Origin of the sequence: Gordonia sp. IEGM753, assembly GCF_050321825.1 — a bacterium.
In the GTDB taxonomy this organism is placed as follows: domain Bacteria; phylum Pseudomonadota; class Gammaproteobacteria; order Pseudomonadales; family Pseudomonadaceae; genus Aquipseudomonas.
The window spans coordinates 286,453-310,302 of sequence record NZ_JBNQGB010000001.1; the positions used below are offsets into that span (position 1 = coordinate 286,453).

Here is a 23,850-nt window from a genome sequence, read left to right on the forward strand (position 1 = left end):
AATCCAAGGTGGGATCTGGCCTGGGAACCACACAAATCCAAGGTGGGATCTGGCCTGGGAACCACACAAATCCAAGGTGGGATCTGGCCTGGGAACCACGCAAATCCAATGTGGGAGCTGGCCTGGGAACCACACAAATCCAAGGTGGGATCTGGTCTGGGAACCACACAAATCCACGGTGGGAGCTGGCCTGGGAACCACACAAGTCCAATGTGGGAGCTGGCCTGCCAGCGATGTCGCCCTTAAAGTTTCAACTGCCCGATGGCCTTGTTCAGCTCTCCAGCCAACGCCGCCAGCTCATGACTGGTGGTCGCCGATTCCACAGTCTGCTCCACGGTGTTCTCGGTCACATCGCGAATGCTCACCACCGCCCGATTCATTTCTTCCGCAACCTGGCTCTGTTGCTCGGCCGCCACCGCGATCTGCGTATTGCTTTCACGCATTTGCGCCACTGCGCCAGTGATCTCAGCCAATGCGGCACCTGCTTCCTGCGCCTGTTGCACGCAGTCGTCAGCCTTGAACGAACTGTCCTGCATGAAATCCACCGCATCGCGCGTCCCTGCCTGCAGAGCAGTGACCATGATGGTGATTTCGTCGGTAGACGCCTGCACCCGTTTGGCCAGGTTGCGCACTTCATCGGCGACCACCGCAAACCCACGCCCCATTTCCCCGGCCCGGGCCGCTTCGATGGCGGCGTTCAACGCCAGCAGATTGGTCTGCTCGGCGATGCTGTGAATCACGCTGACCACACCGTTGATTTTCTGACTGTCCTCGGCCAGCCGTTGAATCATCTCGGCGGTCTGTTGCACGCCTGTGGATAACCCGGCAATCGACTTCTGCACGCGGCTCACCACTTCCTGCCCGCTGCCGGCCAGAGTGTCGGCGGTTTGCGAGAGGTCACGGGTGGCGCCGGCGTGTTGCGCGATGTGATAAACAGTGGCGGTCATTTCGTTGATTGCTGTGGCGGCTTGATCGGTTTCACTTTGCTGGCCGAGCATGCCGTGGCGCACCTCGTTCATGTTCGACGCCAGACGCGCTGCGCCGACATCCAGTTGTCGCGCAGTGCTGGCAACAGTGTTTACCACCCGTTGATATCCAGCCTGCATCGCGTTGAATGCACTGGCCATCTGACCGACTTCATCCGTACCCGCCAGCGGCACACGGGCCGCGAGATCACCGGTTTTTTCAACGTGCAGCATCACGTCTTTCAACGTGTTGAGTTGGCTGAGCAGGAAGCGGATCAACAATTGCGAAGCGCCGAGCATCGCCAGCATCAAAATCAACACCGCCGCTGCGTAGTGGGCGAAACGCTCGCCGAACACCTGCGTCAGGCTTGGGCCATAGGCGATGACGGCGACGTGTTGGCCGTCAGCGCGGGTGAACACCTCAGCGCCCATCAGCGGGTTTTCGCCCAGCAACGGCATCGGGTTGATATCAACCCAGCCACGGGTGTCGGTCAGTTCAAGCAGTGGCTGCTGGTTCAACACCGGCGCCTGCGCACCGCTGAACGTCAACACATTGTCGACGTTGGGCAGCGGTTGCCCGGGCGGCCAGGCGCCGAGCAGTCGCGCCTGTGCCTGAGCAGAAGCCTGGGACGCTTGGCTACGAGCCTGTTGTTCGAGCTGCACGGCGTACAACACCAGCAACAACGTCGTGACGAAGGCGACCGCATTGACCGCCCAGAATTTATATTTCAGCGAGATATTGCTAAGCCAGGCACCCATGGAGGTTTTCTCTGATAGCGGAAACAGCATTGGCAAGGTGCCAGCATTGTGCCGCTATCCAGTTCGCCTGCTGTTGATGTGGGTCAACTTCCTCGCCACGTGGCCACGCAGCCATTGCCGGGCGTTTTGCGCTATCCTTCGCGGCTTCAAAATTCCCTCGCTACAGGATTCCGTCCCATGAAAGCCGCACTCGTCGAACTCATCAGCAAAATCAGCTCCGGGTGCATGAGCGATGACGAAATCATCAAAGTCGCTGACGAGGCTGCGCAGGCCTACGCCGATCCGCAAGCCTTTCTGACGGCCAATCCAGACATCAACTTCGACGAGACTTTCCCGATTCCGCTGGGCGAGTGGGTGGTGGTCGGCAGCCTTCCCGAAACCGTGCTGTTTCAGGCCGACACCTACGTGGACCTGTTTGCGCAAATCGTGGCTTCGTTCGGCCCAGGCGTAGACTTCAACATCAAGCCCAAGCAACTGGCAAAAACCGAAGCCCTGACCGCGCTCAATCGCATTCAGGTGCAAATGGGCAGTATGAACAAGGAAAACGGTGGCTACGTGCTGATGAACTTCAGCCAGTTGCTCGATGACGAGTTGCAAGTGGTGCTGGTGTACGGCAACGACGTGCCACGTGTCCTTGAGTTGTGCGCACAGGTAGGCATCAGCGCCGCACCGTCGCTGGAAGCGCTTAAGGTCGCGATTCACGTTTAAAGGTTTAAACGCTAATAAAACGGAACCCTCGCAATGGCCGACTATCCTAAGAGTGCATACCACTGATAGGGAGCGTCACCATGGGTTCCACGTTTAACGGCCTGATCGGCCTGATCATTCTGGCCCTCGATATCTGGGCAATCATCAACGTACTGAAAAGTGGCGCCGAAACCGGGATGAAAATCATCTGGGTGCTGCTGATCGTGCTGCTGCCGGTATTGGGCCTGATCATCTGGGCCATCGCCGGGCCACGCGGTAACGTTCGAATCTGACTGCATTCGCGCCATTCACACCGAACCGGTGGGCGCGAGCCTGCGCGCGATAGCTGACTGTCAGCAACATTTTGACTGAATGTGCCGCCGTCAGCGCGAGCAGGCTCGCTCCCACATTGTTCTGTGCGTACTTATGAGGAAGGTTCGACCTGTCATGTTCTGCGACGTAGAATGCGCGCCTTTCCCGGGCAATCGCGATTCTCGATTGGCCATCATGGGCGGGTAACCGTCCGTTGCCGCCGCATTCATCGGAGCACTTCCCATGAGCACTACCCACACCAGCGAATACCTGGAAACCCTCTACGAAGGCTACGGCCAGCGTTTTCGCATGGAAAAACTGCTGCACGAAGTGCGCACCGAACACCAGCACCTGGTGATCTTCGAGAACCCGCGCATGGGCCGGGTGATGGCGCTGGACGGCGTTATCCAGACCACCGAAGCCGACGAATTCATTTACCACGAGATGCTCACCCACGTGCCGATCCTCGCGCACGGCACAGCCAAACGAGTATTGATCATCGGTGGTGGCGACGGCGGCATGCTGCGTGAAGTCGCCAAGCACGGCAGTATCGAACACATCACGATGGTCGAGATCGACGGCACCGTGGTCGAAATGTGCAAGGAATTCCTGCCGAACCACTCCAAAGGTTCGTTCGACGATCCGCGCCTGAACCTGGTCATCGACGACGGCATGCGCTTCGTTTCGACCACCACCGAAAAGTTTGACGTGATCATCTCTGACTCCACCGACCCGATTGGTCCGGGTGAAGTCCTGTTCTCCGAGAACTTCTACCAGGCCTGCCGTCGCTGCCTGAATGAGGGCGGCATTCTGGTGACCCAGAACGGCACGCCGTTCATGCAAATCGAAGAAGTCAAAACCACCGCCGGCCGCCTGCGCAGCCTGTTTCCGGACTGGCATTTCTATCAAGCCGCCGTGCCGACCTACATCGGCGGCTCGATGACCTTCGCCTGGGGCGCGACCAACACCGCGTATCGCAAGTTGTCGCGTGAAACCCTGCAACAGCGTTTCGCCGGTAGCGGCATCATCACTCGCTACTACAACCCGGAAATCCACATCGGCGCCTTCGCCTTGCCGCAGTACGTGTTGCAGGCTGTGAATAAGCCAAGTAACGACTGAGCCTGAGCCGACGCAGTTACCTATGAGAGCGAGCCTGCTCGCGATGAACTTGACGGCGCCGCTTTTTTCCAGAAAAAACGCGGTACCGTTCACCTCCATCGCGAGCAGGCTCGCTTCCACAATTAATCCAGTATTTTCATGTGCTGCGAACGCAATCGGTTGAACGTTCACCCGAGGCAAAAGTCCAGATAGATGTAAGCCCATTTGCGGGTTTGTTCGAGGAGGCACCGATGCAAAAGTGGAAGATCACTTTCGTGGATGATCATGGCGAAACGCTCGATGAGGTGTTTGAGTGCGACGAGTGCCCGGATAACGAGCACGCAGCCAAACTCATCAAGTCCCGGTTACTTCCTGTCGCGGCCGAACTGGATCTGAATGATCTGGAAGGGCGCACCGCTGATGCCAGCGTCAAAAGTCTGAAGACCCAGAACAGCATTCAAATCCTCGGCATTACGCCTGTCTGAACCTATCCTGTCACAATTAAAACCAGGCCTTGGCAGCAGCTTCCACTTGGGGCTACTCTGCAAGCGAGATCAGCGAATGGATCGCTAAGGTCTGGTCTTGTCAGCTACATGCTTGCTTCCCATCGGCAACATCGTTGCCGAATCGCTCTCGCCAATCGGTTGTGAGCGCAGGGAAAACGGAAAGTCTATCCATCAATTTGAGGGGGACGTTTCATGAGCACAGCCTATCAAGAAGACATCAGCAGCAGCGTGCTGCGCCGCATGAAAGAAGGCGGTTTTGACTTTTCACGGTTCCATCCCATCGAGTTCTACGCCATTTTCCCGGACGAGGAGCGGGCACGCAGGGCGGCAGGGCATTACTGTGGTGAGTCGTTGAATGCACAAATCAGCGTGCGTGATGACGGCGCGTGGTACCTGGAACTGAGCAAAGTGATGTACGCCACCTACGACGGCATTGGCGACTTTGAGCAGGGTTTCGAGGCGGTGGTCGAGCCTCTGGGCGGCATCATTGAAGGATGGGGCGTCAAGCAGGAGGTACGAGGGCCACTCGCATAACACTATGAACAGCAACAACACGCAGCAACGGCTGACCTTCGGGTTGGCCGTTTTCGTTTTCGGCTTTTGAAAAATCCGCTGTAGCCGCTGTCGAATCACACCAAGCAGCGTTTTTTGCCAAAAAAAAGCCACCAAAGCAGGTGGCTAAAAGGGAAGAGCAGTCGCTGATTCAGCGAATGTGCCGATTATCCGCATTGACCGCCGCGCAGTGAAATCAACTCTGACTATGCTGGTGATAGGCCAAAGCATTGCTTCGCAATGAGGCGGGGGCGATCAGGTTGGGGCATTTGCCGCACAGGAATGGTGCGGCGTCTGCGAGGCGTTTATCCAACTGATTGAAATAAAAGCGTTTATGCCGATGGCACGGGCCTTGCGATGCCTAGATGTCCGGGTGACAAGGAGTACGGCATGATCCGCACCTATTTTGATGAGATGTACGATGCCGGCGGCTTGGTCCGCCCGCATTACCGGGAGTTTGCCCGTTGGTTGTCCGAAACGCCTGACGAGCTTCTGGCACAACGGCGACGCGAGGCCGATCTGTTATTTCATCGCGCCGGGATTACTTTCACGCTGTACGGCGATGAGCAAGGGACAGAGCGCCTGATTCCCTTCGACACCATTCCACGCAGCATCCCCGCCAGTGAATGGCGGATCGTCGAACGTGGCTGCATCCAGCGGGTCAAGGCGTTGAACATGTTTCTCGCCGACCTGTATCACGAGCAGCGCATCATCAAGGCCGGGATTATTCCGGCTGAGCAAGTGCTGGCCAATGAGCAATATCAGTTGGCGATGCAAGGCCTGGACCTGCACCGGGATATTTATTCCCACATCTCCGGCGTCGATTTGGTGCGTGATGGTGACGGCACGTACTACGTGCTTGAAGACAACCTTCGTACACCGAGCGGCGTGAGTTACATGCTCGAAGACCGCAAGATGATGATGCGGTTGTTCCCCGAGTTGTTCGCCGCCCAACGCATCGCGCCCATCGATCACTACCCGAATTTGCTCCTGGACACGCTGAAAAGCTCCAGCCCGATCGATAACCCGAGTGTGGTGGTGCTGACGCCGGGGCGCTTCAACAGTGCGTTTTTCGAGCATGCATTCCTGGCTCGGGAAATGGGCGTCGAACTGGTGGAGGGCGCGGATCTGTTTGTGCGTGACGACAAGGTGTTCATGCGCACCACTGACGGGCCAAAAGCGGTCGACGTGATCTACCGGCGTCTCGATGATGCTTTCCTCGATCCGCTGGCCTTCAACCCGGATTCAATGCTGGGCGTTCCTGGGCTATTGTCTTCCTACCGCTCGGGCAACGTGGTGCTGGCGAACGCCATCGGCACCGGGGTCGCGGATGACAAGTCGGTGTACCCGTTTGTAACCGACATGATCCGTTTTTACCTGGACGAAGAGCCGATCCTGAAGAACGTTCCTACGTTCCAGTGCCGTAATCCTTCTGAACTTTCCCACGTATTGGCGAATCTTCCAGATCTGGTGGTCAAGGAAACCCAGGGCTCCGGCGGTTACGGAATGTTGGTGGGGCCGGCGGCGACCGCGGCGGAAATCGAGTCGTTTCGTGCCCGGATCAAAGCCAAGCCGCACGCGTACATCGCGCAACCGACGCTGTCCCTGTCGACGTGTCCGACCTTTGTCGAGAACGGCATCGCTCCACGCCATATCGATCTGCGTCCGTTTGTATTGTCTGGCCGAGAAACCCGGGTTGTACCGGGCGGTTTGACGCGCGTTGCCCTGCGTGAAGGCTCTCTGGTGGTGAACTCATCCCAGGGCGGCGGCACCAAGGACACCTGGGTGGTCGAGGATTGAAGGAAGCCTGCCATGTTAAGTAGAACTGCCTCGGATTTGTATTGGATGTCGCGTTACCTGGAGCGGGCGGAAAACCTCGCACGGATGCTCGACATCAGTTATTCGCTGTCGCTGATGCCGCAGGATGGTCGCGGTGACGGCTTGCATGAACTGGCCATGCCGCTGCTGATTACCGGCACGCTGGACGATTACCTGGAACGTCACGGCGAGTTGCATGCCGAACGCCTGCTGCACTTTTTCGCCCTCGATGCGGCGAACCCCGCGAGCATCTACAGTTGCCTGGGGTCTGCACGGGCCAGTGCGCATGCGGTGCGTGGGCGAATTACCGCCGACATGTGGGAAAACATCAACGCCACGTGGCTGGAGATCCGCGGGATTGCCGAACAAGGCTTGAGTCGCTACGGCATGAGTCGTTTTTGCGAGTGGATCAAGGAACGTTCCCACCTGTTTCGCGGCGCTTCCTACGGCACGATCATGCGCAACGATGCGTTTCGCTTCATTCGTCTGGGGACGTTTATTGAAAGGGCCGACAACACGTTACGCCTGCTCGACGCCCGTTACGAAATGGCAGGCGACCAGGCGGAAGCGGTCAGTGACGGCACGGCCCACGCTTATTACCAATGGAGCGCGTTGTTGCGGGCGTTGTCCTCTTTCGAGGCTTACACCGAGATTTATCGCGACGCGCCCGGCGCACGGCATGTGGCCGAATTGCTGTTATTACGTGCCGACGTGCCGCGTTCCTTGCGCGCCTGCACCGAAGAAATCGACCAGATCCTCGCCCAGTTGCCGGGGGCCAATGGCCGTCCGGCACAGCGCTTGGCAGCGGAGATGGACGCACGACTGCGCTACACCGGCATCAACGAAATTCTCGACGAAGGCCTGCATGCCTGGCTGACCGAATTCATCCCGCTGGTGCGCCAGTTGGGTAACGCCATACACAGTTCATACCTGGAGGCTGCATGAGACTTTCCATTAGCCACGAAACCACCTATCACTACGAAGATCAGGTGCGGGCGAGCATCCAGTACCTGCGACTGACACCTCACGACAGCGAACGCCAGCACGTTCTGAGCTGGCAGCTCGATTTGCCGCGTCCGGTGCGCGCGCAACTTGATCCGTTCGGCAACATCCTGCACGTGTTGACCATGGATGAACCGCACGAGGCCATCATCATTGGCGCCCGTGGCCAGGTTGATATCGATGAACTGCGCGAAGCCGAACACGAGAGCCAGTCGGCGCTGCCATTCCTGCGCTTCACACGCCTGACGGAGCCGGATGAGGCCTTGCGCGCGTTCGCCGAAAAGGAATGTAAAAAGCGTCGCGACCGCACGGCGCTGATCGATTTGATGCATGGCTTGAACCAGCACATGACTTACACACCAGGCTCTACCGAAGTCGACACCAGTGCCGCGCAAGCATTTGCCGGGCGCTCGGGCGTTTGCCAGGACCACGCTCACGCCTTCCTCGCCTGTGCCCGCAGCCTAGGCGTTCCTTCGCGATATGTGTCGGGTTATTTGTACAGCGAAAACAGCGAACACCTGGCCAGCCACGCCTGGGCAGAAGCCTGGCTGGATGACGCCTGGTACAGCTTTGACGTGACCAATCAATTGGCGCGCCCGGAGCGTCATTTGAAACTGGCGGTGGGCCTGGATTACCTGGACGCCTGCCCGGTGCGCGGCATGCGCCGTGGTGGTGGCTGCGAGCAGATGCACGCCAAAGTATTCGTATCGCCAACACCGATGCCAACGCCCGTGATCTCGGTCCAGCAGCAGTAATCCTGGACAGCGATGGCGATGCGATGGCGATGGCGCTGGGGTGATGGCGATTCCGAAGACGCCATCGCTGGCAAGCCAGACTCCTACGGGTCGGCGGCGCATACCGAGATTGATGCCTCGAACACAAATCCCGTAGGAAACCGGCTTGCCGGTGATGGCGACTCTGAAGACGCCATCGCTGGCAAGCCAGCTCCTACACGGGAATGGCGTCAGGGCTTAACCTTGCGTCCAGCCATGTGCTGCAAATACGCCACCAGCCTGTCCAGATCCGCATCCGGTAACACCTGCGCGGTAAACCCCGGCATTTTCGCTTGTGGCCACTGGCGCAAACTCTGCGGATCGCGGATATAACGCTTCAAAAAATCCATGCCGAAGTATTCGGTCGGGTTAAATGGAATGTTCAAATCCGGCCCGAACTGCGCATCGCCTGCGCCGTTGAGTCGATGGCAGGCCAGGCAGTTTCTCTGAAACAGGGCGAAACCCAGGTTCACCGGATCGTCAGCCTTGAGTGACGGATCCGGCAGCAGGGCAGGGAAGCGCTCCGCGACGGGGGCCATGCGCTTAATGCTCGCCACTTGAAATGGCCACTGTTCCGGGCTGATATCGCCCGCCTGCGGATCGGTCCAAACCAAGTAAAACGGCCCGGCACTCGGTTTGCCTTTCGATAAGGCCGGCCATGGATTGGCCGGGTCTTCGATCGCCAGCCACGCTCTCGCCCCTTTGATATTGAGCAACGGTGCTGCCGATAACTCTGCGGCGAACCCATCCAGCGCCACGGCTTGCAAGTGATCTTCGGCTTTAATGCCGGTCAACAATGCAGCCAGCGGCACGGCTCTGTAGTTCATCTCGCGTTTGTAGGAAACGTCGTCGCGGACTTTGATGGTCTGGGCTTGAGGATGCTTGAGCAGCTCCTCGGTCTGCCAGGTGCGACTGTTCGCGCCCAGCTCCAGATTCAGCTGTGCGGCATAGACGGGCGAGCTGAGCAGCAAGGCCCCGAGCAGAATAAGCGTTTTCAAATAATCGCCGTCCATGTCGTGAGAATGCCGTAAAGGTTGGCACACCCACGCTGGCTCGAACAGCGAGCCAGTCACATATTAATCAGGCGATATAAAATGGTGCTGTTTTAGCCGATCACCTTGGTTAGGTTCGGCAATATCAACAACAGCGTAGTGGCGAAAAGAATGAGTCCTGCTTGACGTACTTTCGAATGTTTGAACATGGCTTGGCCGCCTTTTTTGTTATTTCCTGATGCCTGCCTGCATATCTCCATGACGGCAGAGCGCTGCACTTCCTGTAAGACGAGAGCCTCGGCAAAACCCGACGGCAACTTCGTACATATTCACCTTAGGGCCCACGCAGCTCGTGGCTTAGATCCATTTCGTATGGAGTTAACGTTAATAGCGTTAAAAAACGCATGAGGCCTATTGCCAGCTCCTTTGACGCCCTATTGCTAGACGGCTCGACGACCTGAAACGGTTAACCTGATAGCTTGCTACCGTTCGTCTGAGCGTGTCCGTCAACGCCGATGAGCGCTGCGGTCATTGAATACGCGACCGCTGAGCCTAAGGTGGGAGCTCAACAATAACTCCCACGGCCAGGTTCGAGGACGTCATGACCCAAGCTATGATTTTCGACGCGTCACGCACGCCGCGTGGCAAAGGCAAGGCTGATGGCGCGCTACACAGCGTTAAACCGGTGGACCTGGTCGCCGGGTTGCTCACGGCTTTGCAGCAGCGCACCTCGCTCGACACCCGTCAGGTTGACGATGTCGTGCTCGGCTGCGTGACGCCCGTTGGCGATCAAGGGGCGGACATTGCCAAAACGGCCACGCAAGTTGCCGATTGGGACGTAAGCGTGGCGGGTGTGCAAATCAATCGTTTCTGCGCGTCGGGCCTGGAGGCGGTGAACCTCGGGGCAATGAAAGTTCGCTCAGGCTTTGAAGACCTGGTAGTGGTCGGCGGCGTCGAGTCCATGTCGCGCGTGCCGATGGGCAGCGACGGTGGCGCTTGGGCGCTGGACCCCGCCACTAATCTGCACAGCCATTTCACCCCGCAGGGTGTAGGCGCCGACTTGATCGCCACGCTGGAAGGCTTCAGCCGTGAAGACGTTGATGCCTACGCGCTGCACTCTCAACAGAAGGCTGCGCGGGCGCGGGCGAACGGTTCATTCAGCAAGTCGCTGGTGCCGGTGCAGGACCAGAACGGCATCATCCTGCTGGATCACGATGAGTTCATCCGCGCCGATTCCTCGATGGAAGGCCTGGGCAAGCTCAAGCCGAGCTTCGAAATGATGGGGCAAATGGGGTTTGATGCCACCGCGCTGCGGGTCTACAGCCATGTGGAACGGATCAACCATGTGCACACACCGGGTAATAGTTCCGGGATTGTCGATGGCGCAGCGCTGATGCTGATCGGCTCCGAAGCCAAAGGCCGGGAGCTGGGTTTGCAACCAAGGGCGCGCATCGTCGCGACGGCGGTGACGAGCACGGATCCGACCATCATGCTCACCGGTCCCGCGCCTGCGACGCGCAAGGCCCTGGTCAAGGCCGGGCTGCGGGTTGAAGACATTGACCTGTTCGAAGTCAACGAGGCGTTCGCCTCGGTGGTGCTGAAATTCATCAAGGACATGGCAATAGACCCGGACAAGGTCAACGTCAATGGCGGCTCCATCGCCATGGGCCATCCGTTGGGTGCGACCGGTTGCGCAATTCTCGGCACGCTGCTCGACGAGTTGGAGACCCGCCGCTTGCGCTACGGCCTGGCCACGCTGTGTGTCGGCGGCGGTATGGGCATTGCCACCATCATCGAGCGCCTCTGAGCCCTGACTTCAAGGAAAAGTGACATGAGCGAAGCCATTCGTTACGAAAAAGGTCAGGACCGGATTGTGCTCCTGACCATCGACATGCCCGGCCAGAGCGCCAATACCATGAATGCGGTTTACCGCGAGGCCATGGCCGATTGTGTCGCCAGGCTGGTGGCCGACAAGGATGCGATTGCCGGTGTGATCATCACCTCTGCCAAGAAAACCTTTTTTGCCGGCGGTGACCTCAATGAGCTGATCAAGGTTGGCAAGCCGCAAGCGGCAGACTTTTACAGCATGGTGCTGACGTTGAAGGGGCAACTGCGCACCCTGGAAACCTTGGGTAAACCGGTGGTCGCCGCGATCAATGGCGCGGCACTGGGCGGTGGCTGGGAAATCTGCCTCGCCTGCCATCACCGCGTGGCGCTGGACAACCCCGCGGTACAACTCGGGCTGCCGGAAGTGACGCTTGGCTTGCTGCCGGGCGGCGGTGGTGTGGTGCGCATGGTGCGCATGCTGGGCCTGGAAAAAGCCCTGCCGTATCTGCTGGAAGGCAAAAAAGTACGGCCGCAACAAGCGTTGCAAGCGGGATTGATCGACGCGTTGGCCAACGATCACGATGAACTGCTGAGCAAGGCTCGCGCCTGGATCATCGACAATCCGATCGCGGTGCAGCGCTGGGACGTGAAGGGGTACCAGATACCGGGCGGCACGCCATCGAATCCGAAAGTCGCGCAGATGCTGGCGATTGCACCGTCCATTTTGCGCAGCAAAACCCAAGGCTGCCTGCCCGCACCGGAGAAAATCCTCTGCGCAGCCGTTGAAGGCGCTCAGGTCGATTTCGACACGGCGCACCTGATTGAAACCCGTTACTTCACCGAACTCACGACCGGTCAGGTCTCGAAAAACCTGATCGGCACCTTCTGGTTTCAGCTCAACGAAATCAACGCCGGTGGCTCTCGACCCAAGGGCATTGCGCCTTTTGTGACACAAAAAGTCGGCGTGCTTGGCGCCGGAATGATGGGCGCGGGCATTGCTTTTGTCAGTGCCTCGGCAGGCATTGACGTGGTGCTCAAGGACATCAACCTGGCGGCAGCAGAAAAGGGCAAGGCCCACTCGGCTGCATTGCTCGACAAGAAGGTCGCGCGCGGGCAGATGTTGACCGGGCAGCGTGAGGCGATTCTGGCGCGAATCCACACCAGCGAAAATGATGCTGACTTGGCGGGTTGTGATCTGATCATAGAAGCGGTGTTCGAAGACCGTGAGCTAAAAGCCAAGGTCTCGTCTGCGGCGCAAGCAGTCGTTGGCGCGCAGGCGGTGATTGCGTCCAATACCTCGACGTTACCCATTACCGGCCTCGCACGCGCGGTGCCGGATCAGAGTAAGTTCATCGGCCTGCATTTCTTCAGCCCGGTGGAAAAAATGCCCTTGGTGGAGATCATCATGGGTGCCAATACCAGCGACGAAACCTTGGCTCGCGGGTTCGATTTTGTCCTGCAAATCAAGAAAACCCCGATTGTGGTCAACGACAGCCGCGGCTTTTTTACCTCGCGAGTGTTCGGCACGTTTACCAACGAAGGCATCGCCATGCTCGGCGAAGGCGTGAGTGCCCCGATGATCGAGACCGAGGCGCGCAAAGCGGGCATGCCTATCGGACCGCTGGCGATCTCAGACGAAGTGTCCTTGAGCCTCATGAGCCACATTCGCCAACAAACGGCGAAAGACCTGCAAGCGGAAGGCAAAACCATGGACGTTCATCCGGCATTTGCCGTGATCGACCTGCTGCTGGAATACAAACGTGCGGGCAAGGCTGCTGGCGGTGGTTTCTACGATTACCCGGCGGACGGGCAAAAACAGCTGTGGCCGGAGTTGAAGAAACGCTTTGAAAAAGTCGATGGGCAGATTTCGCCGAAGGATGTGCGTGATCGGCTGCTGTTCGTGCAAGCGCTCGAAACCGTGCGCTGTGTGGAGGAGGGCGTTCTGACCTCGACGGCGGACGCCAACGTGGGTTCTATTTTCGGCATTGGTTTTGCCGCCTGGACCGGCGGGGCGCTGCAATTTATCAATCAGTACGGTGTGAAAGACTTCGTCGCGCGGGCGCAATACCTGGCTGAGCAATACGGTGAACGGTTCGCTCCACCGGCGCTGTTGCTTGAGAAAGCCGCCAAAGGCGAGGTGTTTTAAGGGACGTTTAGCTCATTGCGGGGCTTGCCTTGTCACGGTGTTTCAAGGCAGGCTCTGGGGTGTGCATTATTCCCTTCACGTGTCAGGTATTTTTTATGTCGTTACGCATCTGCATTCTGGAAACCGACATCCTGCGTCCAGAACTGGTCGATCAATATCAGGGTTACGGGCAGATGTTCCAGCGCCTGTTTTCGCAGCAACCCATCGCTGCCGAGTTCACTGTGTACAACGTGATGCAGGGCGAATACCCAAGCGACGAGCTAACGTTCGACGCTTATCTGATCACCGGCAGCAAGGCTGATTCCTTCGGCACCGACCCGTGGATCGAAACCCTCAAGGCCTACCTGCTGACCCGCTACGAGCGTGGCGACAAATTGTTGGGGGTGTGTTTTGGCCATCAATTGCTGGCGTTGTTGTTGGGTGGCAAAAGTGAGCGCGCAACCCAAGGCTGGGGCGTCGGTACACACAACTACACGTTGGCCGCGAAAGCACCCTGGATGAGCCCGGTGGTGGAAGAGCTGACGTTGTTGATCAGCCACCAGGACCAGGTCACGGCGTTACCGGAAAATGCCACGGTCATTGCTTCCAGCGATTTCTGCCCGTTCGCCGCGTATCACATCAACGATCAAGTGCTGTGCTTCCAGGGGCACCCGGAGTTCATTCACGATTATTCGCGCGCACTGCTGGAGATTCGTCAGCAAGCGCTGGGTGAGCAAGTTTACTCCAAGGGTGTGGCGAGCCTGGAGCATCAACACCACGGCGCTACGGTTGCCGAATGGATGATGCGATTCGTGGCGCATAAGCCCGCGACCGTTTGATACAAAACCTGTGGCGTGGGAGCAAGCTCCCTCGCCACAATGATGTCTTAAAGCCAGCCGGACTTCTTGAAACTCGCCCACAGGCTCACGCAGCCCACGGCAATAAATCCCAGCACCGCAAAGTAGCCGTAATGCCAGCTCAGCTCCGGCATGTTCTGGAAGTTCATCCCGTAGATCCCGGCCACCGCTGTCGGGAACGCCAGAATCGCCGCCCACGCTGCAAATTTGCGCTGCACCACGCTCTGGCGTGACGCCTCCAGCAACACGCCGACCTCGATCGTCTGGCTGGCGATATCGGCCAGCGTCGTCAAATCTTCCATCTGTCGCGTTACATGGATTTGCACATCGCGAAAGTACGGACGCATATTCTTGTCAATAAACGGAAAGCTCAGCTTTTGCAGCTCCTCGCCGATCTCAACCATTGGCGCCGCGTATCGGCGCAACCGCAGCACGTCGCGCCGCAAGCTGTGAAGGTTCTGGATATCGCGCTCATTCAACGCGCTACACAGCACGTTACGCTCCAGCTCATCAATCTCGGCATGTATCGCTTCGCCGACAGGCTGGTAGTTTTCGATCACGAAATCGAGGATCGCATACAGCACGAAATCTTCGCCGTGCTCCAGTAACAGCGGGCGCGCCTCGCAACGCTGGCGAACGTGAGCGTAAGACGCCGAGTGACCGTTACGCGCGGTAATGATGTAGCCATTACCGGCGAAGATATGGGTCTCGATGAACTTCAGATTGCCGTCCTCGCGGATCGGCGAGTACGTGACGATGAACAGCGCATCGCCGAAGGTTTCGAGCTTCGGTCGGCTGTGTTTTTCCAGGGCATCTTCGATCGCCAGTTCGTGCAGGTTGAACTGTCGTTGCAGGTTGGCCAGCTCCTGGGCGTTTGGCTCTTCCAGACCAATCCAGACAAAGTGGTCAGGTTTCGCAGCCCAGGCTGCGCCTTGGTCGAGGGTTATATCGGTGACTTTCTTACCGGCGCTGTAAACCGCAGCAGCAACAACTCTACCCATAATATAGGTTCACTTCTTATTAGCAGATGGCAGTGGCAGGCAATGTCCAGCTTAGCCTTGTCTGCTGGTTCAGAGTCAGCAAAATCTGCAGAGTTCGCAGGCAAAGTTCGCAGGCAAAAGAAAATCCGCACCGGGCGGGTTTTTCTTCAAGCGGCTTGCAGCTGTTTATCCATCGAGGCGATGCATTCGCGCATCTGGTCCTGGCACTGCGCGATCAGCATCGGCATGTCATCCAGGCTCAATCCTGCTGTGGGAATCGCCGGCAGCGAGCGGATCAGAATATTGCCGCTGCGCCAGCGGTTCAGTCGCATGTGTTTAACGTAGCTGCTGACACAGACCGGCACAATCGGCACTCCCGCCGCGATGGCCATCTGAAATGCGCCTTTCTTGAACGGCAACAGGTCTTCGCCGAAATTGCGCGTGCCCTCGGGGAATACCCAGATAGAAGTGTCTGCGTTTTGCAGTGTATGGGTTGTGGTCAACATCGATTGGCGCGCCTTGTGCGCATTGCCCCGGTCGATCAATACGTTGCCAGCCAGCCAGAACAATTGGCCAAACAGCGGCACCCATTTCAGGCTCTTTTTACCGATGCACACAGTGCGGCGAGGCACTACGTTACCGAACACAAACAGATCGTAGTTGGACTGGTGGTTGGCGATGATCACGCAGCTGTCGGGCTTGTTCATCAGCGGCGCGACTTCGGCCTTAACTCTTAAACGCAAGATACACATTGCCGGCCACGCATACAGACGCGCGCATAACCGGCTGTTGTCCGGATTGAACGGCCGGCACAGGCCAAGGATTACCCCAAGCACGCCGGCCAGAATAAAGTGCAGGCCCATCAATAACATACGAAACGCGAACAGCATTTAAAGGCCCACCGGGACAAAAGGTGGCGCAGTGTACGGATGTGCACTGTCTTCGGCAATTGCTGCCACGGCTCGGGAGATAGGCGATGTTTGAGTACATGTTTCCGGCTAGGCCGGCACACACGTGCTAGAGCGGTGCAGGCTGTTTAAGCACGATCAACACAAAAAAAAGCCCGACATCAGCGTCGGGCTTTTGGCTGGGGCAGGTTCGGGCTTAACCCATGTGTTCCTGATCCAGGATGATTGCGTTATCCAGCGTTTCAAGCAGTGCCTTGCGCACTTTCAACTTGGTGTTCTTATGAGCCGTCATGTTGATCTTCTTCAACTGACGAGCCGCCGCCAACGCTGCGCCTTGCAGTTCTTCGGCCGACACCACCACGTCGAGGAAACCAGCGTCCACAGCGCTTTGCGGATTGAACATTTCGCCGTTGATCACCGAGCGCTGCAATGCCGCTTTGCTTAAACGGTCCCGCGCCAACTCGATACCGGCGTGGTGCATGGTCATGCCGATCTGCACTTCGTTAAGGCCGATACTGAACGGCCCTTCAACGCCAATCCGGTAATCCACCGACAGCAGCAGGAATGCGCCCTTGGCCACAGCGTGCCCTGGGCAAGCGACGATCACGGGGAAGGGGTGCGACAGCAAACGGCGGGCCAGCGTAGAACCGGAAGTCACCAGCGCAACAGCCTCCCTCGGCCCTGCGGTCATTACCTTCAAATCATAACCACCCGAGAGAATGCCGGGAGTGCCGGTAATGATCACCACCGCACGATCAGTCACCGCTTGGTCCAGCGCCGTATTAAAGGCAGCAATTACATCTGGCGAGATGGCATTGACCTTGCCATTGCTCAAGGTCAGGGTCGCGATACCGTCTTCGAGATGGTAGGAAATCAACTCACTCATGACGCTATTCCTTTCAATAAAGTAGGGCAGACGTTACCCACCGTCGCCAGCCAGGTAAAGCGCCGTGACTGACCCGCCAGTCACGTTTTTCCCGCTCGCCAAGCGTAGCCCGCCATGCCCGCCGCGCACGCGCCTCTCTATAGAAGCAGGCGCCAAGCCGGAGTTTGGCAGGTTTGCCATCACCGGAAATTCACCGGAACCGGTAAATCGCTAAGCGCATGAAAATTCTCAAAAAAAAGTTTGCCATCAGAAAAGGTTTCGACTACATTAGCGCGCCTCGACAGACTGAATATGTTTGAAGAGATACGGTGAAGTGTCCGAGTGGCTTAAGGAGCACGCCTGGAAAGTGTGTATACAAGAAATTGTATCGAGAGTTCGAATCTCTCCTTCACCGCCAAATTTAGAACGACAAAACCCCTGAAAACGTTAAAGTTTTCAGGGGTTTTGTGTTTTCAGAGGGTCGAAAAAGGCCTGTATGGGAACATCCATGGGAACACGGGCTGTGCGATTCTGATTTCAATAGGCATAACGACCTCAAATTGAGCGCTGATTAACACGATCCATCGGTTGCTCGGCGGTTTCCTTGCGCTCCGAGTAGCGATCCACCAAAAAAGCCTGGCGGTCGCGCAGCAGAACGGTGAACTTCACCAGTTCTTCCATGACGTCGACGACGCGGTCGTAGAACGGCGAAGGTTTCATCCGCCCGGCTTCATCAAACTCCATATAAGCCTTAGGCACCGAGGATTGATTGGGGATGGTGAACATACGCATCCAACGTCCCAACACGCGCAGTTGATTGACGACATTAAAGGACTGAGAACCGCCGCAAACCTGCATCACTGCAAGTGTTTTGCCTTGGGTCGGGCGAACTGCGCCCAACTCCAGTGGAATCCAGTCTATTTGTGCCTTGAACACGGCCGCCATTGCGCCATGACGCTCCGGTGAGCACCAGACCTGACCTTGCGACCACATCACCAAATCGCGCAACTCTTGCACCTTTGGATGCTCAACTGGAGCATCGTCTGGGAGCGGCAAACCGGATGGATTGAAAATACGCACCTCGGCTCCAAAGTGCTCCAGCAGGCGGGCTGACTCCTCTACCAATAGCCGGCTGAAGGAGCGTTCGCGGGTCGATCCGTACAACAAAAGAATGCGTGGTTTGTGGTTGTCTGAAGTGGACGCTTGCAGGTCTTTGAACAGGCTCGGATCGAGGTTGGGCAGATGTTCTGACATAAATCCTCCTTAGAGATTACCAATTCGATCAAGCTCAAGCTTGAGCTGATCGCGGCTGAGTCGCGCAAAGGGCAGTTCTAGGAAGGCTTTGCAGCGTTGCTCGATAGTCGTCAATGTCGAGCGGAAGGCTGCATCGATCAGCGCTTCGTTACCGAGCACGTCGGACGGATCTTCCAGGCCCCAATGGGATTTCAGGGCCGGGCCGAAGTACACGGGACAGGCTTCGCCGGCCGCCTTGTCGCACACGGTGATGACGATGTCTGGCGGGGTGCTTTCGAAGGCGTCATTACCTTTGCTGTGCAAGTCGTCAGTCGAGATGCAGGCCTGCTGTAACGTGAGAAGGCTGCGAGGCAACACTTGACCCTTGGGGAAACTGCCCGCACTCACCGCCTCGAATCCCGCCGGGGCCAAGTGATTGAATACTGCTTCGGACAAGATACTGCGACAGCTGTTGGCCGTGCACATGAACAGGACTCGCATGGAATGCTCCTTCCGCTTCGGGCGGATATCAAAGGCTCAGACGCAGGGCCAGCGCCGAGAGGGTGATCAACAGAACCGGAAGGGTCAGTAGGACGCCGACCTTGAATTAATCGCCCCAAGTGGTGCGCATACCTTTGCGCTTCAACACGTGCAGCCAAAGCAACGTCGCCAGGCTTCCGATGGGGGTGATTTTCGGGCCAAGGTCGCGGCCGGGGAAAAGCGCAGCGCCAGCAGTATTGACATGACGATGGGCGCAAGGATCAGCGCCGCGCCGTCATTGGCAAACACCGCGCCCACCGCCAACGCAATCAGCGCACCGACCGTAGCACTCCAGCCTACTCCAAGGCCCTTTGGTTGCCGGATGACGAGAACGAGAGTGCAGGCAAAAACAGCAACAGCGACAAGCATTGAAAGCTCACTCGGTCAGGTTTCAGCAGCAGGCAGTTTCGCGGACGGGACGTCCATCCATGTTTAGCAGGCGAGAAGCGTTGTCCTTGAGCCAATCGACGTTGGCCCGGGACGTCACGAGCAGAATCTCGTGAACCCAATCCGGCAAACCCGGATTGAGACGGTAATAGACCCACTGGCCTTGACGACGATCCAGCAACAGACCGCTGCTGCGTAATTGGGCGAGGTGGCGGCTGATTTTAGGCTGGCTGTCGTCGAGCGCGCACATCAGCTCGCAGACGCAGAGCTCACCTTGATCGGCTATTAGCAGGGTGGCGCGGACGCGGGTCTCGTCGGACAGGCTCTTGAAGACTTCGGGGGGCGAGATCATAGGGTGCTCTGTTTATACGGATAATCGAATATACGGATATCCATATCTATATCGCAAGACATAAATTTGCCGACCTTTTTTAAGCCGGTTTCAGCCAGTCGTAGTTATGAAACCTGCTCCTCTCAAGACAGGCCGGATCGGGTGCAACGGTGAGTACCGTGCTCATCAGGCTTCTCTGAAAAGGACGATGGAATGGCGGAGCTATGGTTTTGGTTTTCATGAATTTCCCGTCCGACTGCTAGACTCCCGAAGCCTCCTCGAACGGAATCGATACAATGACTCGCCGCCCTGTCTATTTCTCCCGCATCGGTTTGCCCATTGTCGTCGCGATGATGTGCGCATTCTCATCATTCGCCAGTGCCGCCGCTGCTACCTCTTTTCCCGATGCCGTCGCCAGCGATCCTGCAAAAATGGGCTGGATGGTGGGTGCTCCGCCACCCGCTGACCGTACGGTGCGGTTTGAAGATGGCAGTTATTTCCAGTTCCCCGCGATGCGCTGGAGTGTTTCCAACTTTCGCCAACTGATGCCTACGATCAATGTATCCCGCGGACTTGGCGCACCGGTTCCGTTGGAAACTGCTGCAGTCAAAGGCATCGATGCAATCACTTTTATGCCCCTTGGCGCGAAGCAGTCGATGACCTGGGAACAATCGCTGGCGGCCACTTATACCGACGGCATCGTCGTGATGCACCGTGGCAAAGTGGTGTACGAGCGTTACTTCGGTGTGCTGAAACCGCAAGGTCAGCATGGCGCGATGTCGGTCACCAAATCAGTGGTCGGCACGCTGGGAGCCATGTTGGTGGCGGAAGGCAAAATCGATGCTGACAAACGGGTAGTGGAGTATGTGCCCGAGTTGGCGGGTTCTGCGTTTGGCAGCGCCACGCTACGTCAGGTGCTCGACATGACCACCGGCCTCAAATACAGCGAAGACTACGCCGACCCGAACGCCGAGGTCTGGGCCCATGCGGAAGCGGGCAGCCCATTGCCAAAACCCAAGGACTACACAGGCCCGCGAAGCTATTACGAGTTTTTGCAGACCGTGCAATTGCAAGGTAAGCACGGCGAGGCCTTCGCCTATAAGACGGTCAATACCGATGTCTTGGGCTGGGTCATCGCGCGGGTCACCGGGCGCAACGTCGCGCAGTTATTGTCTGAGCGCATCTGGAGTCGTCTTGGCGCCGAGCAGGACGCCTATTTCACGGTGGACTCGATCGGTACGCCGTTTGCCGGAGGCGGTTTGAACACCGGTCTGCGAGACCTGGCGCGGTTTGGCGAAATGCTGCGCAACGACGGCCGGTTCAACGGCCAGCAAATTGTGCCCGAATCAGTGGTTGCCGACATTCGGCGTGGCGGCGATAAACAGGCGTTTGCCAAGGCTGGTTATGAGTTGTTGAAGGGCTGGAGTTACCGCTCCATGTGGTGGGTGACGAACAAGGAGGGCGGGGCGTTCATGGCGCGCGGTGTCTACGGGCAACGTATATATGTGGATCCTGCGGCCGAAATGGTGATTGTGCGTTACGCCTCGCATCCGGTGGCGAGCAATTCGGCCAATGATCCTGTGACATTGCCGGCGTTTGACGCGTTGGCGGCTTACCTGTCGGGTCCTCACTAAACTTGGACCTTCCATTCGTCGGCGCCCGGGCAATCTGAATCACAAGTCCGTTAATGACCGGCTAGTCTCAAAAGCTTGGCGGTCGGTATGTTTCAGGCAATAAAGGCTTGCCGGTATCGACCCCGATTTTGCGAGGGGCGAAAAAATGGCTGATCCGTATATCGAAGACGATGGTGCAGAATTTCCTATCAACAATTGCGTGCGGTGTGGCCAGACTGACTATGTTTCGGGTTTCGGTGAAGACCAGAGCAAAAACGGCAAGATCAAATCCATGATACAGCGAGGGCCCAGGTCGAAGTTTTTACCCAAAGTGGCGGCCCCGGCCAGGAAGTAATCCATCCACCCATTACCCCGTCATCGAACGGGGTTTTTCTTGCCTGCAGATTGTTAAATCTCCGGGATTTATCAACAAAGTCTTTCACAAAGTTTTCACACCGCTCTACGTAGTCTCAGCTCATCCGTTAGAAAGCAGTACCCTAGCCCGTTCCCCAGCGGGCTTTTTTTTGCCCGCGATAAAACCTTTTCCTTAAACGCTGTCCAACCGTCGCCAATGGCGAGGTGAGCCAGCGCGCGTCTGGACTTTCCGTCCCCTTAAGCGTTCAATCCCCGGCCTTCGGTTTACCCCTATTTTTTGAGGTTTTAGTCATGCGTTTAACACTGCCTGCTCTGGTTATTGGGCTTTTGGTTGCTCAAGGTGCGATGGCTGCTGGTGATGGCACTGCCGCAATCGGCGGTGGTTTGGGCGGCGCGTTGGGCAACGTGGTCGGCCAGAAAATGGGCGGCAGTACCGGCGCTGCGTTGGGCGCAGGTGTTGCGGGCGCCGCCGGCAGCGCTGTTGCTGCACGCAAAGGTAGCCGCACCAAAGCAGCAATTGGCGGCGGCGTCGGTGCAGCTGGTGGCTCGGTGATCGGCAACAGCTTGGGCGGCAAAAACGGATCCACCATTGGTGCAGGCCTTGGCGGCGCATTGGGCGGCGGCGTCGGCAGCAACCTGGCGAAGGGTCACAAGCGTCACTGAGCCTGAACGGTCAAAGCAAAAGCCCGGCTATATGCCGGGCTTTTGCGTTTATGAACGTTTCGGTAGGCGGCGCCTCGAACCTTATATAACGGCCGACAAAGTGAGGTGTGCCATGACTCCAGAAACCGAAGGCAAAGAAGAAAAGGGCCCAAGCGGCCTTCCATTCATCAACGATCCGGGAAATGAAGATCCGGGTTCCCTGATGGACGATGCGACGGTACCGCTCAATGATGCCGATGACGCAGGCGACGTGGGCAATATTGGGTATGAGGAAGAGGACGCGGAAGAAGACGAGCAGTGAGATCCGTTGTAACCGGTTGGTGCTCGGTGGAAACCTCGGGGAAGAAGGTGATGCGGTAACGCTGGCTGCGCTCGCAGTCGGCGATTTCCAGGATGCCGCTGGGGCCTATGTGATGGTGAACGGGGTCGCCGAATACCTGCTGTCCCTTGATCTCGGCAATCAACGGTTCAAGCATCACCGGCGTGTTGCCAATCGGCACGAACCGCGCGGCGTCAAACATATGCACCAACGTCAACGGGCCGTTGGCCGGGCACGCGGCGACAGTGGATTTGACAGGTGTCGTGGCGTTCTTTGGGGCGACAAGGCGAACGTCGTCGCCCACTTTGAATACCTGCTCTGTTTGCAGTGCCTTGCCGATCCAGAAGTTTTCGGCCCAGGCGTCGTACTCGTTCAGGCACAGGCGAAAGTCATCGAGCAGCGCCTCGACGTCTGGCTGATCGGGATTCATGGCGGCGATCAATCGCGGCGGGTTTCGTCCCCGTCGGTCACTGGGCGTTGCCCTATGTCAGTTGGGCTCGTTATGCTGCTGAAACCTTTAATCATTCCCGGCGCTGGCGACACCTGAGCCGCGTTGGGATGTCTTTGAATACGGATCAGATGCGATGAATGCACCGCTGAACGAGTTCGGCCCGATCAAGGCTGTGATTTTCGATATGGATGGCTTGCTGCTGGACACCGAGGGCATCTACACCGAAGTCACCTCGATGATTGCCGCCCGTTATGGCCGGACGTTTGATTGGAGTATCAAACAGCACATCATCGGTCGTGGCGCCGGTGATCTGGCCCGTTATGTCGTTGAAGCGCTGGATTTGCCGATTACTGCTGAAGAGTTCCTGGTGATCCGCGAGCCGTTGATGCGCGAGCGTTTTCCGACCGCGTTGGCGATGCCTGGCGCACAGGAATTGGTCCGGCACCTTAAGGCCAATAACATTCCGATTGCGGTGGGCACCAGTTCGTCGCGTCAGTCGTTCGGCCAGAAAACCACGTTGCACCGTGACTGGTTTGCGCTGTTCGACTTTATCGTGACAGCCGATGATCCAGAAGTTGGCGCGGCCAAACCGGCACCGGACATCTTCCTCACGGCGGCTCGCCGCTTGGGCGTAGCGCCGGAAGATTGCCTGGTGTTCGAGGATTCGCCTTTCGGTGTTACAGCGGCCAAAGCGGCTGGGATGACGGCGATTGCGATTCCCGATGCAGCGATGGCGGACGAAAAATACGCACACGCCGATGGCATTCTTCGCACCCTTAAAGCCTTCAAACCGAGTGCTTGCGGGTTGCCTGCACTCGAATGGGCTTGACGCCGTCAATGTGACGGCGGGCTGCTCGCGAAAGCGGTGTGTCAGATAAAACCTGTTTCGACTGACACTCCCGCTTCACGAGC

23 protein-coding genes, 1 tRNA gene and 2 pseudogenes are annotated in these 23,850 nt (G+C 57.6%); 15 read left to right on the forward strand and 11 right to left on the reverse strand.

All coding sequences use genetic code 11. The features are described 5' to 3' along the window. Window positions 1-242 precede the first annotated feature (242 nt). Entirely contained in the window at window positions 243-1,724 is a 1,482-nt protein-coding gene (locus tag ACQR3R_RS01295; RefSeq protein WP_428270090.1) for a methyl-accepting chemotaxis protein, read from the reverse strand. A 177-nt stretch (window positions 1,725-1,901) separates the two neighbouring features. Here ACQR3R_RS01295 and ACQR3R_RS01300 point away from each other — a divergent pair, with 177 nt between their 5' ends. The 8 genes and pseudogenes from ACQR3R_RS01300 to ACQR3R_RS01335 all read left to right on the forward strand — a co-directional run bounded on the left by ACQR3R_RS01300 (window position 1,902) and on the right by ACQR3R_RS01335 (window position 8,454). Then, window positions 1,902-2,432 (forward strand): hypothetical protein, encoded by a 531-nt coding sequence (locus ACQR3R_RS01300; RefSeq protein ID WP_428270091.1) that lies wholly within the window; start codon window positions 1,902-1,904, stop codon window positions 2,430-2,432. Between the two features lie 80 nt (window positions 2,433-2,512). Then, a complete protein-coding gene (locus ACQR3R_RS01305; protein ID WP_428270092.1) occupies window positions 2,513-2,704 on the forward strand; it encodes a PLDc N-terminal domain-containing protein in 192 nt (63 codons plus the stop codon). A gap of 262 nt (window positions 2,705-2,966) precedes the next feature. Beyond that, complete coding sequence (gene speE / locus ACQR3R_RS01310; protein ID WP_428270093.1) at window positions 2,967-3,842, forward strand: polyamine aminopropyltransferase; 876 nt, start codon at window positions 2,967-2,969, stop codon at window positions 3,840-3,842. Between the two features lie 230 nt (window positions 3,843-4,072). Continuing rightward, window positions 4,073-4,306, forward strand: coding sequence for a hypothetical protein (locus tag ACQR3R_RS01315; RefSeq protein ID WP_428270094.1), 234 nt, complete (start codon window positions 4,073-4,075; stop codon window positions 4,304-4,306). 213 nt (window positions 4,307-4,519) lie between these two features. Continuing rightward, window positions 4,520-4,861: a ribonuclease E inhibitor RraB gene (locus ACQR3R_RS01320; protein WP_428270095.1), complete on the forward strand. Its 342-nt coding sequence runs from the start codon at window positions 4,520-4,522 to the stop codon at window positions 4,859-4,861. A gap of 633 nt (window positions 4,862-5,494) precedes the next feature. Beyond that, a pseudogene (locus tag ACQR3R_RS01325) lies at window positions 5,495-6,670 on the forward strand (circularly permuted type 2 ATP-grasp protein); the annotation flags it as partial. A gap of 21 nt (window positions 6,671-6,691) precedes the next feature. Continuing rightward, window positions 6,692-7,642, forward strand: a complete 951-nt coding sequence (locus ACQR3R_RS01330; protein WP_150630098.1) for an alpha-E domain-containing protein — start codon at window positions 6,692-6,694, stop codon at window positions 7,640-7,642. Next, window positions 7,639-8,454 carry a transglutaminase N-terminal domain-containing protein gene (locus ACQR3R_RS01335; RefSeq protein ID WP_428270096.1) on the forward strand — a complete coding sequence of 272 codons (816 nt, stop codon included), beginning with the start codon at window positions 7,639-7,641 and terminating at the stop codon, window positions 8,452-8,454. The genes ACQR3R_RS01330 and ACQR3R_RS01335 overlap by 4 nt, the downstream gene beginning before the upstream one ends. Window positions 8,455-8,663: 209 nt before the next feature. On the opposite strand, the gene ACQR3R_RS01340 is transcribed toward ACQR3R_RS01335, so the two are convergent. Then, window positions 8,664-9,470: a c-type cytochrome gene (locus ACQR3R_RS01340; RefSeq protein ID WP_428270097.1), complete on the reverse strand. Its 807-nt coding sequence runs from the start codon at window positions 9,468-9,470 to the stop codon at window positions 8,664-8,666. A gap of 595 nt (window positions 9,471-10,065) precedes the next feature. On the opposite strand from ACQR3R_RS01340, the gene ACQR3R_RS01345 reads away from it, so the two are divergent. The 3 genes from ACQR3R_RS01345 (at window position 10,066) to ACQR3R_RS01355 (ending at window position 14,255) form a co-directional block, all read left to right on the forward strand. Further along, window positions 10,066-11,271 carry an acetyl-CoA C-acetyltransferase gene (locus tag ACQR3R_RS01345; protein WP_428270098.1) on the forward strand — a complete coding sequence of 402 codons (1,206 nt, stop codon included), beginning with the start codon at window positions 10,066-10,068 and terminating at the stop codon, window positions 11,269-11,271. Window positions 11,272-11,295: 24 nt separating this feature from the next. Next, complete coding sequence (locus ACQR3R_RS01350; RefSeq protein WP_428270099.1) at window positions 11,296-13,437, forward strand: 3-hydroxyacyl-CoA dehydrogenase NAD-binding domain-containing protein; 2,142 nt, start codon at window positions 11,296-11,298, stop codon at window positions 13,435-13,437. Window positions 13,438-13,532: 95 nt separating this feature from the next. Then, the gene (locus ACQR3R_RS01355) at window positions 13,533-14,255 is read left to right on the forward strand and encodes an amidotransferase (protein ID WP_428270100.1); all 723 of its coding nucleotides are present in this window, start codon (window positions 13,533-13,535) and stop codon (window positions 14,253-14,255) included. A 47-nt stretch (window positions 14,256-14,302) separates the two neighbouring features. Here the strand turns inward: ACQR3R_RS01355 and ACQR3R_RS01360 are convergent, their stop codons facing one another. The 3 genes from ACQR3R_RS01360 to ACQR3R_RS01370 all read right to left on the reverse strand — a co-directional run bounded on the left by ACQR3R_RS01360 (window position 14,303) and on the right by ACQR3R_RS01370 (window position 17,047). Then, entirely contained in the window at window positions 14,303-15,274 is a 972-nt protein-coding gene (locus ACQR3R_RS01360) for a CorA family divalent cation transporter (RefSeq protein WP_428270101.1), read from the reverse strand. A gap of 146 nt (window positions 15,275-15,420) precedes the next feature. Beyond that, window positions 15,421-16,143, reverse strand: coding sequence for a 1-acylglycerol-3-phosphate O-acyltransferase (locus ACQR3R_RS01365; protein WP_428270102.1), 723 nt, complete (start codon window positions 16,141-16,143; stop codon window positions 15,421-15,423). Between the two features lie 214 nt (window positions 16,144-16,357). Beyond that, window positions 16,358-17,047: a crotonase/enoyl-CoA hydratase family protein gene (locus ACQR3R_RS01370; protein WP_428270103.1), complete on the reverse strand. Its 690-nt coding sequence runs from the start codon at window positions 17,045-17,047 to the stop codon at window positions 16,358-16,360. Window positions 17,048-17,354: 307 nt separating this feature from the next. Between ACQR3R_RS01370 and ACQR3R_RS01375 the strand changes: the two genes are divergently transcribed. Beyond that, window positions 17,355-17,444 (forward strand) — tRNA-Ser (locus ACQR3R_RS01375). A gap of 137 nt (window positions 17,445-17,581) precedes the next feature. Here the strand turns inward: ACQR3R_RS01375 and arsH are convergent. From arsH to ACQR3R_RS01400, 5 genes and pseudogenes are all read right to left on the reverse strand, one after another. Then, complete coding sequence (gene arsH / locus ACQR3R_RS01380) at window positions 17,582-18,280, reverse strand: arsenical resistance protein ArsH (RefSeq protein WP_428270104.1); 699 nt, start codon at window positions 18,278-18,280, stop codon at window positions 17,582-17,584. Between the two features lie 9 nt (window positions 18,281-18,289). Continuing rightward, a complete protein-coding gene (locus tag ACQR3R_RS01385) occupies window positions 18,290-18,760 on the reverse strand; it encodes an arsenate reductase/protein-tyrosine-phosphatase family protein (protein WP_428270105.1) in 471 nt (156 codons plus the stop codon). A gap of 106 nt (window positions 18,761-18,866) precedes the next feature. Further along, window positions 18,867-18,950, reverse strand: coding sequence for an ArsB/NhaD family transporter (locus ACQR3R_RS01390; protein WP_428272588.1), 84 nt, complete (start codon window positions 18,948-18,950; stop codon window positions 18,867-18,869). 32 nt (window positions 18,951-18,982) lie between these two features. Next, window positions 18,983-19,168 (reverse strand): annotated as a pseudogene (locus ACQR3R_RS01395) (ArsB/NhaD family transporter); the annotation flags it as partial. A gap of 22 nt (window positions 19,169-19,190) precedes the next feature. Continuing rightward, entirely contained in the window at window positions 19,191-19,538 is a 348-nt protein-coding gene (locus ACQR3R_RS01400) for a metalloregulator ArsR/SmtB family transcription factor (RefSeq protein WP_428270106.1), read from the reverse strand. A 275-nt stretch (window positions 19,539-19,813) separates the two neighbouring features. Between ACQR3R_RS01400 and ACQR3R_RS01405 the strand changes: the two genes are divergently transcribed. Beyond that, entirely contained in the window at window positions 19,814-21,151 is a 1,338-nt protein-coding gene (locus ACQR3R_RS01405; protein WP_428270107.1) for a serine hydrolase, read from the forward strand. A gap of 645 nt (window positions 21,152-21,796) precedes the next feature. After that, a complete protein-coding gene (locus ACQR3R_RS01410; protein ID WP_428270108.1) occupies window positions 21,797-22,168 on the forward strand; it encodes a hypothetical protein in 372 nt (123 codons plus the stop codon). Window positions 22,169-22,392: 224 nt separating this feature from the next. On the opposite strand, the gene ACQR3R_RS01415 is transcribed toward ACQR3R_RS01410, so the two are convergent. Beyond that, window positions 22,393-22,917 carry a hypothetical protein gene (locus ACQR3R_RS01415; RefSeq protein WP_428270109.1) on the reverse strand — a complete coding sequence of 175 codons (525 nt, stop codon included), beginning with the start codon at window positions 22,915-22,917 and terminating at the stop codon, window positions 22,393-22,395. A 154-nt stretch (window positions 22,918-23,071) separates the two neighbouring features. Between ACQR3R_RS01415 and ACQR3R_RS01420 the strand changes: the two genes are divergently transcribed. After that, a complete protein-coding gene (locus ACQR3R_RS01420; protein ID WP_428270110.1) occupies window positions 23,072-23,767 on the forward strand; it encodes an HAD-IA family hydrolase in 696 nt (231 codons plus the stop codon). Window positions 23,768-23,850 lie beyond the last annotated feature (83 nt).